Genomic DNA, 12,574 nt, shown 5'->3' on the forward strand with positions numbered 1-12,574 from the left:
CGCACCCGTGAGCACGCCGCCCGCCGGTTTCTGGGCCGAGGCCGCCCGGCACCCCGATCACACCGTCCTCATCGCCCCCGACGGCGAGGAGTGGACCGCCGGACGCCTGCACGCCGCCGCCAACCGGCTCGTCCACGGGCTGCGCGCGGCCGGTCTCGAACGCGGCGACTCCTTCGCCGTCGTGCTGCCCAACGGCGTCGAGTTCTTCACCGCCTACCTGGCCGCCACCCAGGCCGGTCTCTATCTGGTCCCGGTCAACCACCACCTCGTCGGCCCAGAGATCGCCTGGATCGTCGCCGACTCCGGCGCCAAGGTGCTCATCGCCCACGAGCGGTTCGGCGCCGCCGCGCGCGCCGCCGCCGACGAGGCGGGACTGCCGTCGTGTCACCGGTACGCGGTCGGCGAGGTCGAGGACTTCCGGCCGTACGGCCAACTCCTCGACGGCCAGCCGGAGTCGGCCCCCACGGGCCGCGAACTCGGCTGGGTCATGAACTACACCTCCGGTACGACCGGACGCCCGCGCGGCATCCGCCGACCGCTGCCCGGCAAGGCGCCGGAGGAGGCCTACCTCGGCGGCTTTCTCGGCATCTTCGGCATCAAGCCGTTCGACGACAACGTCCACCTGGTCTGCTCACCGCTCTACCACACGGCCGTCCTGCAGTTCGCGGGCGCGTCCCTGCACATCGGCCACCGGCTGGTGCTGATGGACAAGTGGACTCCTGAGGAGATGCTCCGCCGCATCGACACCCACCGGTGCACGCACACCCATATGGTCCCGACCCAGTTCCACCGGCTGCTGGCCCTCCCGGACGAGGTGAGGGCCCGTTACGACGTCTCGTCCATGCGGCACGCCATCCACGGCGCCGCCCCCTGCCCGGACCACGTCAAGCGGGCCATGATCGACTGGTGGGGGCACTGTGTGGAGGAGTACTACGCGGCCAGTGAGGGCGGTGGTGCCTTCGCCACTGCCGAGGACTGGCTGAAGAAGCCCGGCACGGTCGGCAAGGCCTGGCCCATCAGCGAACTCGCGGTCTTCGACGACGACGGCAACCGGCTGCCGCCCGGCCGACTCGGCACCGTCTACATGAAGATGAGCACCGGGGGCTTCTCGTACCACAAGGACGAGGCCAAGACCCGCAAGAACCGCATCGGTGACTTCTTCACCGTCGGCGACCTCGGCGTACTCGACGAGGACGGCTACCTGTTCCTGCGTGACCGAAAGATCGACATGATCATCTCCGGCGGGGTCAACATCTACCCGGCGGAGATCGAGTCCGTGCTCCTCTCCCACCCGGCCGTCGCCGACGCCGCCGCCTTCGGCATCCCGCACGACGACTGGGGCGAGGAGGTCAAGGCCGTGGTCGAACCGGCCCCCGGCCACGAACCCGGCCCGGCCCTCGCCGCCGCCCTGCTGGACCACTGCGCGCGGCAACTCGCCGCCTACAAGCGGCCCAAGAGCGTCGACTTCATCGCCGAGATGCCCCGCGACCCCAACGGCAAGCTGTACAAGCGGCGCCTGCGGGACCCGTACTGGGCGGGCCGCACACGTCCGGTCTGAGCAGGTGTGGTCCCGCCCCATGTGGGACGGGACCACATACTCAGCGGTCGTGCACGGGGACGACCTGGAGCGCGGGCGAGGACAGGATGTCCTTCTCGCAGAACCGGGCCGTCACCCACCGCTCACCGGAGAACAGCCGGGTCTGGTCGCTGGAGTGGGGCGAGTCCGGGTTCGAGGACTGGGAGTACGTCAGCAGCGTGCGGGCCACCGGGCAGGGGCTGCCGTCCCAGCCGACGGCCTGGATGTGACTGGAGCCCGTCGTCACCTCCGCGTAGCCGCCCTGCGCCGCGTTCCAGACGCCCTCGACCTTGTTCCACACGCCGAGCCGCTCCGTGCCGCCGGGCACGGGGATGCGCCGGCCGTCGCGCACCACGAACTGGTGCTCCCCGAGCGGGGAGTCCAGCGCGAAGCCCGCCGCCCGCAGCTCCTGCACCGTGTCCGCGAGCGCCGTGGCGAAGGCCGGGGTGCCGGTGTTCAGCGTGTTCGGCGTGCGGACCGGATCCGCCGCCGAGAACGGCACCTTCCACAGCAGGCCGGACGGCACCGCGCTCGTCAGCTTCCGCCAGAACCGGTCGAACAGCAGGGCGCCCCGGCTGCCGGTGCCCATGGTCCGGTCCCATGCGGCGAGCACCGGGCAGGCCGCGCCGACGTCGACCCGCGTGCCGTCGCTCGCCGTCGCGGTGCCGCCGGGCAGCGCGGCACAGGCCCTGGCCGCGTCGGCCGCGGCGAGCTCTCCCGCGGGCGCCCGGTCGGTGAACTCCTGGTGCTGCAGGTCGCGGACGGTCAGCCCGCCTCGCTGCGCCATGGCCGCCACGTCCTCGATCGCGCCCCGGGTGCGCAGCGAGCGTTCGGTGCCGACCGTGCCGAAGATCCGCTCGTACCCGGTCAGCGGCCGGTCGGCGTTGGTCAGCCAGGCGCTGTTGTTGGAGTTCTCCGCGTACGGGGCGTCCTTGAGCGTGGGCATGCGGGCGGGCCCGAAGATGCCGGGCTGGACGGCGTCGGGGTCGCTGCCGGGCGCGCAGTCGCCGCGGGAACCGTCGAGCACCGCGAGTCCTGCCGCCGGGTAGGTCTGCCTGCCGAGGTCGGTGGAGCACCGCGCCACGAGGTCGTCGGTGATGCGGGGCAGCACCTGCGACTGGGTGTAGAGGGTGTGGCCCGAGGAGTCCGCGGCGATGGTGTTCACCCAGGGCAGTCCCTGGTGCCGGTCGAGGGACGCGAGGACGTCCGCCGTGGAGCGCGCCTTGGCGAAGTCCAGCGAGGTGTCCGCGAACCGCATGTTCGTGGCGTTCGGGTCGCTGAACGCGTAGGCCGTCGTGGTGGTCCAGGGCAGCGGCGGGTTGCCCTGGGCGTGGGCGACGACCGGGCCGTAGCGGGTCCACCACTGGGTCCGGGTGACCGGAGCGCCGTCCTTGACGGCCACGGTCACGGTCCGCCGGGTCATCCGCTCCCGCTCGCCGTCGACCAGGTAGACGGTGGGGTCGGCCGGGTCGAGGGTGAGCCGGGTCAGGTTGTACGGCACACCGGTGGCGACCGTATGGCTCCACGCCACATGTGCGTTGTAGCCGATGGAGATGACCGGCGAGCCGAGCAGCGAGCCGCCCGCGACGTTCAGCTCGCCCGGAATGGTCTCCTGCGACTGCCAGAACCGGCGTCCGCCCTGCCACGGGTAGTGCGGGTTGCCCAGCAGCAGACCGCGGCCGTTCGCCGTGGTGGCGCCGCTGAAGGCGACCGCGTTCGAGCCCATGTCCGCGTCGGCGGTCCGGGCCCGCACGGATGTGATCAGTGCCTGTGCGTCCACGTTTCGCGGGTGGGCCGCGGAGCCGGTGGGAGGCTGCGCCGAGGTGATGTCGTCCACGGCGCCGCCCTGGCCGCCGAGCACCGCGAGGGCGTAGAACCGGGCGGCCACGTCCAGGGTGCTCACCGGCCGCACCCAGGCGGCGTCCCGGCATGCCGGATCGGTGATCCGGTGCTGCTTCAGCCAGGCGTTGTAGCCGGCGGCGAAGCCCCGCATCAGGTCCTTCACGTCGTTGCTCGGGCCCAGTGGTGCGGGTGCGGCGAGCAGCTTGCGCACCGTGCCGGCCTGCCGCACCCCACGGAAGTACAGGTCGCTGGAGAGGTTGTCGGAGGCGGAGGACAGCGACAGATCGGTCTTCGCGTCCGGTCCGAAGAAGCGCGAGCGGTCGCCGCGTACGGTCACGAAGCCGTCGGCGAGCGTGCACACCTGGTCGGCGGCCTGCGCCCAGCCCGTGCCGAAGCCGAGGTCCGGGTAGTCCCTGGCGACGATGTGCGGAATGCCGTACTCGGTGTAGCGGATGACGGCGGACAGCCCGCCGTGCGAGGGGTGTTCCGGCCGGCTCGGCCGCCCGGCCGCGGCGGCCGGGAGCGCGGACGAGGCGGTGAGCAGGGCGACGGCCGTGACGGCCAGTCGTCTCAGGTGGCTGCGCAATGTGCCTCCCAACGTCGTTGAGGGAAGGAGCGGTTGAGCCCACCGGGGGGACCATCCTCCCCGGTGCTTGACCTGCCCCGGCGACGGGCCGAGGATCATGAGTCATGACGCAGGGACACGGCAGCACGGTTGACGGGGTGCTGCGGCGCAGCGCCCGGCGCACCCCGGCGCGGGTCGCGGTGGAGTACGGCGAGCGCCGGTGGACGTACGAGGAACTCGACGACGCCGTCTCCCGCGCGGCCTCGGTGCTGCTCGCCGAGGGGCTCGCGCCGGGCGACCGGGTCGCCGCCTACGGCCACAACTCCGACGGCTACCTGATCGCCTTCCTCGCCTGTGCCCGCGCGGGGCTGGTCCATGTGCCGGTCAACCAGAGCCTCACCGGCGACGACCTGGCGTATCTCCTCACCCAGTCCGGCAGCACCCTCGTCCTCGCCGATCCGGGCCTGGCCGCCCGACTCCCGGACGGCGTACGGGTGTTGCCCCTCAGGGACACGGCGGACTCGCTGCTGGCCCGCCAGGCGGAGGCACCGCCGTACGAGGGCCCGGAGCCGCGCACCGAGGATCTGGTGCAGTTGCTGTACACCTCCGGTACGACGGCCCTGCCCAAGGGGGCGATGATGACCCACCGGGCGCTGGTGCACGAGTACTTGAGCGCGATCACCGCCCTCGACCTGAGCGCCGGCGACCGCCCGGTGCACGCGCTGCCGCTGTACCACTCGGCGCAGATGCATGTGTTCCTGCTGCCGTATCTGGCGGTCGGCGCGACCAGCATCATCCTGGACAGCCCTGACGGGGACCGTCTCTTCGACCTGATCGAAGCGGGCCGCGTGGACAGCTTGTTCGCACCGCCCACGGTGTGGATCGGCCTGGCGGGCCGGCCCGACTTCGCCACCCGTGACCTCGACGGCCTGCGCAAGGCCTATTACGGCGCCTCGATCATGCCCGTCCCGGTCCTGGAGCGTCTTCGCGCACGCCTGCCGGGGCTGGCCTTCTACAACTGCTTCGGGCAGAGCGAGATCGGCCCGCTCGCCACGGTGCTCGCCCCCGACGAACACGAGGGCCGGCTGGACTCCTGCGGCCGTACGGTGCTCTTCGTGGACGCGCGGGTCGTGGACGACAAGGGCGAGGACGTGCCCGACGGCACCCCCGGTGAAATCGTGTACCGCTCACCGCAGTTGTGCGAGGGCTACTGGGACAAGCCCGAGGAGACCGCCGAGGCCTTCCGGGACGGCTGGTTCCACTCCGGCGACCTCGCCGTCCGCGACGCCGACGGCTACTTCACGATCGTGGACCGGGTGAAGGACGTCATCAACTCCGGCGGCGTACTGGTGGCTTCGCGCCAGGTCGAGGACGCCCTCTACACCCATGAGGCCGTCGCCGAGGTTGCGGTCGTCGGCCTGCCCGACGACCGCTGGATCGAGGCCGTCACGGCGATCGTCGTCGCCCGCAGCGAAGTGACGGAGGATCAGCTCATCACCCATGTGAAGGAGAGACTCGCCGCCTTCAAGGCTCCCAAACGGGTCGTGTTCGTCGACGAGTTGCCACGCAACGCCAGCGGCAAGATCCTCAAACGCGAACTACGGGACCGCTTCGGCGGCTAGCGCACCCGGCGCCGGGACAGCGTCAGACGGCGTCGCTCCCGGTCGAGGCCGGTGACGACGACCGTGATCTCGTCACCCACCCGGACGACGTCCGAGGGTGCCTCAGCAGGCGGCGACGAGAGCTCTTGGAGGTGGACCAGTCCCTCGACGCCGTCGGCGACCCGCACGAAGACACCGAACGGAACCAGCTTGGTGACCGGCCCGCGCAGTCTCTGCCCCACTGCGATGCCGTCCGCGAACTCCTGGAAGGGATCCGGCCGGGTCGCCCGCAAGGACAGCCTGGCCTCCAGGTTCCAGGTGTCGAACTGCAGGAACTCGCAGGTGACGCGCTGCCCGACCCGCACGACGTCGGACGCCGCCGCGACCGGTGTCCAGGACAGCTCGGGGATCGTGATGAAGCCGACGCCGGGGAAGACCGGGTGCGCGGGGCCGTCGTCCAGGGCCACGAACACCCCGAACCGCTCGATCGCCGCGACCGTGCCGGACAGCAGCTCGCCGCGGTGCAGGGATGCCAGAAAAGCCCGGAGTTCCGGTTGCTCGGACCGCCCGTCCATGCCGGCCAGTATTTCACCCGGAGCCGGGTGGGCCCAGGCCTTGGCCGGCAGCAGCGCGTCGGCCGGCAACCGCCAGTGCGGGGCGCCCGGTCGGCTAGAGGCTCCGGCCCAGCTCGGCGACGAGGCCGGCGATGCGCTCCTCGTCCCGCTTGTAGTGGGTCCACTTGCCCACCCGGGTGGCCCGGACCAGGCCCGCGCGCTGGAGCTCGGCCATGTAGGCCGACACGGTCGACTGGGCCAGTCCCGCCTTCGCCTGGATGTGGCTCACGCACACACCGACCTCGGCCGGGTCGGCGATGGCCTTCTCCGTCGGGAAGTGCCGCTCCGGCTCGCGCAGCCAGCGCAGCATCTGCAGCCGCATCGGGTTGGACAGCGCCCGCAGCGCGTTGACCAGGTCAGGGTCGGTGTCCGGGAGGGGGGCGGTGTCCGTCATGGCTCCGGAGTATAGGTCGCCGACGACGTTTCGAGGTACGTCGATACGATCACCTCTCACTGCCCTGCGTCCCGCGGCCGCAGGTCCACGATCCGCCGGATCTTGCCCACCGACCGCTCCAGCGACTCCGGGTCCACGATCTCCACGTCGACCGAGACCCCGATGCCGTCCTTCACGGCCACGACGATGGAGCGGGCCGCCGCCTCACGCGCCTCGGGCGGTGCGTCCGGGCGGGCCTCGGCGCGGACGGTCAGCCGGTCCAGGCGGCCCTCCCGGGTCAGCCGGAGCTGGAAGTGGGGCGCCACCCCGGGCGTGCGGAGCACGATCTCCTCGATCTGGGTCGGGAACAGGTTCACCCCGCGCAGGATCACCATGTCGTCGCTGCGCCCGGTGACCTTCTCCATCCGCCGGAACACCCGGGCCGTGCCGGGCAGCAGCCGGGTCAGATCCCGGGTCCGGTAGCGGACGATCGGCATGGCCTCCTTGGTCAGCGAGGTGAACACCAGCTCACCCCGCTCGCCGTCCGGCAGCACCTCGCCCGTGATCGGATCGACCACCTCCGGATAGAAGTGGTCCTCCCACACGGTCAGCCCGTCCTTGGTCTCCACGCACTCCTGCGCCACACCGGGACCGATCACCTCGGACAGTCCGTAGACGTCGACGGCGTCGATCGCGAACCGTTCCTCGATCTCGGAACGCATCTGCTCGGTCCAGGGCTCGGCACCGAAGACACCGACCCGCAACGAGGTGGTGCGCGGGTCCACGCCCTGCCGTTCGAACTCGTCCAGCAGCGTGAGCATGTACGAGGGGGTCACCATGATCACGGCCGGTTTCAGATCCCGGATCAGCTGCACCTGCCGGGCCGTCATGCCACCGGAGGCCGGGACGACCGTACAGCCCAGGCGCTCGGCACCGTAGTGAGCGCCCAGGCCACCGGTGAACAGCCCATAGCCGTAGGCGACATGCACGATGTCACCGGGCCGCGCGCCCGCCGCCCGGAGCGAGCGCGCCACCATGTCGGCCCACATGGAAAGATCGCTGTCCGTGTAGCCGACCACCGTGGGCAGGCCCGTGGTGCCGCTGGAGGCGTGCAGCCGGCGGATCCGCTCCCGGGGCACCGCGAACATGCCGTACGGGTAGTGCTCCCTCAGATCGGCCTTGGTCGTGAACGGGAAGCGGGCGAGGTCCGCCAGTGAGCGGCAGTCCTCGGGGCGGACGCCGGCCTTGTCGAAGGATTCCCGGTAGAACGGCACGTGCGCGTAGGCGTGCCGCAGCGAGGCGCGCAGCCGCTCCAGCTGAAGTGCCCGCAGCTCATCGGGCCCGAGCCGTTCGCCCGCGTCGAACAGCTCCGTCGCATCCACCATCGACACGTCTCCCTCGCCGACCGTACATTCCGGACGACCGATCATTCGGTCGATCTGTTCGGGGCCAGTAATTCAGGCCGTCGGCCGTCAGGCAAGAGGGATGCGCGGATTTTCCGTACGGCCATCTCGCTTCAAAGACGTTGCGCCCCGCCACCCCGGACCGAAAGGATCACGCCCATGCCGACCTTCACCGCACCCGACGGCACCCCGCTCGCCTACCACCTGCGGGGCGAGGGCGATCCCCTGGTCGTCCTGCCCGGCGGCCCCATGCGCGCCTCGGCCTACCTCGGGGACCTCGGCGGGCTGACCGCGCACCGCCGCCTGGCCCTGCTGGACCTGCGCGGCACCGGCGACTCCGCACTGCCGGCGGACCCGGAGACGTACCGCTGCGACCGGATGGTCGAGGACGTGGAGGCGTGGCGTACGCACCTGGGCCTGGAACACATGGATCTGCTCGCCCACTCGGCCGGCGCGGCCCTGGCCACGCTCTACGCGGCCCGCTACCCGCAGCGGATACGCCGCCTGCTGCTGATCACCGGCAACCCCTCCGCCCTGGGTCTGCGGACGACCCCCGAGGACCGGCTGGCCGCGGCCCGGCCGCGCACGGCCGAACCCTGGTTCACAGAGGCCTTCCCGGCCTTCAGGGCCTGGCTGGCGGGCGAGGCCGACTTCGACGACGCGTTCGTACCGTTCTTCTACGGCCGCTGGGACGCCGCCGCCCGGAAGCACGCGGAGGCCGAGCCGGCGCAGACCAACGACGAGGCGGCCGACCGTTACTTCGGCGACGGGGCCTTCACCCCCGACGCGACCCGGACCGCTCTCGCCGCCCTGACCGCACCGGTCCTGGTGTACGCCGGCGAAGTCGACGGCGGCCCGCGCCCCGGTCTCGCCCGCCGTGCCGCCGAGGCCTTCCCGAAGGCCGAGTTCACCGTCCAGCCCGGCGCCGGCCACTTCCCCTGGCTGGACGATCCGGAGTGGTTCGCCGACCGCGTCCTCGCGTTCCTCGACGGATCCGCGGCCACGGCTCTGCCCTCGGCGGAGTAGGCGGCCGGGTCCCGGCCCGCCCGGCCGGCGTGCCGGCCTGGGCACCGCGCAGCCGCAGATCGTCAAGGCCGAGGGCATGACCCTCCGGGCCGATGACGGCCGGCGGGCGCCGTCGGGGTCCCGTCACCGGCCCGGCTGTGGCCCGTACGCCGTCAGGAAGCGGTCGCGGAAGACGTCCATCGGCCAGATGGGGGCGTCCGGGGCGGGTTTCAGGCCCTCCGTCCAGCCCCAGCCGGAGATCCGGTCCAGCACCTTGGGGTCGTGGGCCACGATGGTGACCGGCACGTCCTTGCGGGGGCTGTTGGCGGTGACCGTCGGTACGGGCTGGTGGTCGCCGAGGAACACCAGGACCGTGTTCTTGTCGCCGTAGCGCTGGAGGAATCCGACGAGGCTGTGCAGCGAGTACTCGATGGAGGCGCGGTATTCGGCGCGCACGCTCTCCGGGCTCTTCCAGACCTCCTCCTGGGACTTGCCCTCGCGCCTGATCTGCTGGAAGACCGAGCCGTCGCCCAGCTTCGCCCAGTCGGTCATGCGCGGCACGGGCGCCCAGGGGTAGTGGCTGGAGGTGAGGATGATCTCCGCCATCAGCGGGCCCCGGCCCGCCTTGCCGAACTCCTCGCGCCGGAAGGTCTCCAGGGCGAACTGGTCCGGCACCTGTGACCAGCCGAAGTCCGGCCCGTGGTAGCCGAGATGATGGCCGTCGTAGATGTGGTCCAGGCCGAAGAACCGGCCCTCCGGCCAGGCCACCAGCACGCCCGGCACCACGCCGACCGTGCGCCAGGCACCGGTTCTACGGAAGGAACTGGTGAGGGTGGTGCGGTCGCTGGAGGTGAGGCTGCGGAACCGCTGCTGGTTGCTGATCCACAGGCCGGACAGGAAGGTCGAGTGGGCGAGCCAGCTGCCGCCGCCCGTCACCGGCGAGCGCAGCCAGCCACTGCGCGCCTGGAACCCGGCCGCCTTCAGGCTCGCCGTGCTCTCCTTGAGCACCGCATCGATCCGCGGGGCCATCGCCGGGTCCTCGATCGCCGAGCGGCCGTAGCTCTCGACGAAGGTGAACAGCACGTCCTTGCCGCGCAGACCGGTGAGCAGCCGGTCGGCGGGGGTGTGGGCGAAGGCGTCGACGGCGGCCTGGCGGCGGAAGATCCGGGCGTCCGCGAGCGAGGCGCGGACCTGGTGGGCGCGGTCGCCGAGCAGGTCGGCGTCGAGCGTGGCGGCCACGGGCTGCCCGGCGCTGTGCAGGCCGAGTACGACGCAGGTGACCCAGGCGGTGCCCAGCGCCAGGGTGCCGCGGACCGAGCGGGCGCGGTGCCGGGCCATCAGCGTGGTCAGCCGGACGGTGGCGCCCGTGGTCAGGACGAGGACCGCGACCGCGAGCAGCACGGCGCCGGCGATGGTGGCCAGCTCACCCGTCCGGCCGGACGTCTCCCGCAGATAGTCCGCCGCGTTGCCCAGCAGGCCCCAGTCCAGGACCAGGTCGAAGGGGCGGTACAGCACCGAATAGAAGCCCAGGTCCAGGCACTTGAGGAGGACGAGCAGCCCGATCAGCCCGCCGCCGGCCACCGCCCCGGCCCGCCGCACCCGGGCCGGCAGTGCGAGCAGCAGCGCGGCGAGCAGGATGCCCTCGGCCGGCAGCCGCACGAACGCCTTGGGCGTGAGGTGGTCGGGCTGGTCGGGCAGCACCAGCGCGACCAGCAGGAGGGCGACCGCGAGGACGGTCGTGCCGATGGCCACCCCCCGCCCGGTCCTGGTGTGCCGACGCAGCCACGCGAACCGTGGACGAGGCGTGGGGTGCGACACCTGAGGGTCCTTCCGTGCGGGGCCGTACAACCGAACGACACCATCCGTGATCAAGTGACGTCGATTGCGCACACAGGGTAATCCTCCGGTGCTGTTGAGGCGGCGGGACACCCCGGATCTACGGCCGGTCCGCCGCCACCGCCACCTCCCGCGCCCACCGGTAGTCGGCCTTGCCGCTCGGGGAGCGCTGGATGGACTCCGTGATCACCAGCTGGCGGGGGACCTTGTAGCCCGCCAGCCGGGTACGGCAGTGGGTCTGGATGTCGGCCAGGGAGGGCCGGGACGCTCCCTCGCGCAGCTGCACCACGGCCGCCACATGGTTGCCCCAGGTCGCGTCCGGTACTCCGGCGACGAGCGCGTCGTACACGTCCGGATGCGCCTTGAGCGCCTGCTCGACCTCCTCGGGATAGACCTTCTCGCCCCCGGTGTTGATGCACTGCGAACCCCGGCCGAGCACGGTGACCACGCCGTCCTCGTCGACCGTCGCCATGTCGCCGAGCAGCACCCAGCGCTGTCCGTCCTGCTCGAAGAAGGTCTCGGCGGTCTTGCGCGGGTCGTTGTAGTAGCCGAGCGGCACATGGCCGCACTGGGCGACCCGGCCGACCTCGCCCACCGCGACCGGCTCGTGTGTCCCCGGATCCACCACCTGCGTACGGGAGTTGACCCGGATGCGAAAGCCCCGCTCGGGCCCGGAGTCCTCGGTCGCCGTGCCGTTGAAGCCAGACTCGGAGGAGCCGAAGTTGTTCAGGAGCATCGCGTTCGGGATCAGCTCCCGGAACTGCCTGCGCACCGTCTCCGACATGATCGCGCCGGAGGAGGAGACGCTGAACAGGGTCGAGCAGTCCGTGCCCTTCAGCGGTCCGCCGAGCGCGTCGATCAGCGGGCGGAGCATCGCGTCGCCGACCAGCGACATGCTGGTGACCTTCTCCTTCTCGATGGTCCGCAGCACCTCTTCCGGCACGAACTTGCGGTGCAGGACGACGCGTTGGCCGAAGTTGAAGCCGATGAACGCGGTGAGCGTCGAGGTGCCGTGCATCAGCGGGGGAGTGGGGAAGAAGGTGATCCCGGTGCCGCCGGCCGCGACTCGTTCGGCCAGTTCCTCCGGCGTCTTCACCGGCTCCCCGGTCGGTGCCCCACCGCCCAGCCCCGCGAAGAACAGGTCTTCCTGACGCCACATCACCCCTTTGGGCATACCCGTCGTGCCACCGGTGTAGATGATGAACTGGTCGTCCCCGGAACGCGCCGGGAAACCCCGCTCGGGCGACCCGGCCGCCTCCGCGTCCGCGAACGGCACCGCCCCCGGCACCTCTGCCGCCCCCGCCCCCACGCACAGCAGATGCCGCAGCCCCGGTGCCCGCGGCAGCGCCCCCGCCACCCGGTCCGCGAACTCCGCGTCGAAGACCAGCGCGACCAGGTCGGCGTCCCGGTAGAGGTACACCAACTCCTCTTCGACATAACGGTAGTTGACGTTGACCGGGACGACCCGTGCCTTCAGGCAGGCCAGCACCGTCTGGAGGTATTCGACGCCGTTGTACAGGTGGAGGCCCAGGTGTTCCCCGGGGCGGATCCCGCTGTCGATCAGGTGGTGGGCGACGCGGTTGGCGGCCGCGTCCAGCTCCGCGTAGGTCAGACGGCGTTCCGCGCCGGTGCCGGGACGGTCGAGGTACACGAGCGCCTCGCGGTCCGCGGCCACGTCGACGACCGACTCGAACAGATCGGCAAGGTTGTACTCCACCGCTCCTCCTGACCCCGGCAGCCCCGGCGAAGAAAGGTGCTC

General features: G+C 71.6%; 9 protein-coding genes. 3 read left to right on the top strand and 6 right to left on the bottom strand.

Annotated features, from left to right (window positions below):
- Positions 1–7 precede the first annotated feature (7 nt).
- Complete coding sequence (locus O1G22_RS37515) at positions 8–1,558, top strand: acyl-CoA synthetase (protein ID WP_270086643.1); 1,551 nt, start codon at positions 8–10, stop codon at positions 1,556–1,558.
- Between the two features lie 40 nt (positions 1,559–1,598).
- Here O1G22_RS37515 and O1G22_RS37520 read toward each other — a convergent pair whose 3' ends face one another.
- Positions 1,599–4,004 carry a penicillin acylase family protein gene (locus tag O1G22_RS37520; protein WP_270085379.1) on the bottom strand — a complete coding sequence of 802 codons (2,406 nt, stop codon included), beginning with the start codon at positions 4,002–4,004 and terminating at the stop codon, positions 1,599–1,601.
- Positions 4,005–4,108: 104 nt separating this feature from the next.
- On the opposite strand from O1G22_RS37520, the gene O1G22_RS37525 reads away from it, so the two are divergent.
- A complete protein-coding gene (locus O1G22_RS37525; protein ID WP_270085380.1) occupies positions 4,109–5,605 on the top strand; it encodes an acyl-CoA synthetase in 1,497 nt (498 codons plus the stop codon).
- On the opposite strand, the gene O1G22_RS37530 is transcribed toward O1G22_RS37525, so the two are convergent.
- The 3 genes from O1G22_RS37530 to paaK form a co-directional block, all read right to left on the bottom strand.
- Positions 5,602–6,159, bottom strand: coding sequence for a S1 RNA-binding domain-containing protein (locus O1G22_RS37530; RefSeq protein WP_270085381.1), 558 nt, complete (start codon positions 6,157–6,159; stop codon positions 5,602–5,604). The genes O1G22_RS37525 and O1G22_RS37530 overlap by 4 nt on opposite strands.
- Positions 6,160–6,253: 94 nt before the next feature.
- Positions 6,254–6,592, bottom strand: coding sequence for an ArsR/SmtB family transcription factor (locus O1G22_RS37535; RefSeq protein WP_270085382.1), 339 nt, complete (start codon positions 6,590–6,592; stop codon positions 6,254–6,256).
- A 56-nt stretch (positions 6,593–6,648) separates the two neighbouring features.
- Positions 6,649–7,956, bottom strand: a complete 1,308-nt coding sequence (paaK, locus tag O1G22_RS37540) for a phenylacetate--CoA ligase PaaK (protein WP_270085383.1) — start codon at positions 7,954–7,956, stop codon at positions 6,649–6,651.
- A gap of 177 nt (positions 7,957–8,133) precedes the next feature.
- Here paaK and O1G22_RS37545 point away from each other — a divergent pair, with 177 nt between their 5' ends.
- Entirely contained in the window at positions 8,134–9,000 is an 867-nt protein-coding gene (locus O1G22_RS37545; protein ID WP_270085384.1) for an alpha/beta fold hydrolase, read from the top strand.
- A gap of 123 nt (positions 9,001–9,123) precedes the next feature.
- On the opposite strand, the gene O1G22_RS37550 is transcribed toward O1G22_RS37545, so the two are convergent.
- Both O1G22_RS37550 and O1G22_RS37555 read right to left on the bottom strand, forming a co-directional pair.
- Positions 9,124–10,731, bottom strand: a complete 1,608-nt coding sequence (locus tag O1G22_RS37550) for an alkaline phosphatase family protein (protein ID WP_333492436.1) — start codon at positions 10,729–10,731, stop codon at positions 9,124–9,126.
- Positions 10,732–10,915: 184 nt separating this feature from the next.
- A complete protein-coding gene (locus O1G22_RS37555) occupies positions 10,916–12,532 on the bottom strand; it encodes an acyl-CoA synthetase (protein ID WP_270085385.1) in 1,617 nt (538 codons plus the stop codon).
- Positions 12,533–12,574 lie beyond the last annotated feature (42 nt).

It is taken from the genome of Streptomyces camelliae, assembly GCF_027625935.1.
GTDB lineage: Bacteria > Actinomycetota > Actinomycetes > Streptomycetales > Streptomycetaceae > Streptomyces > Streptomyces camelliae.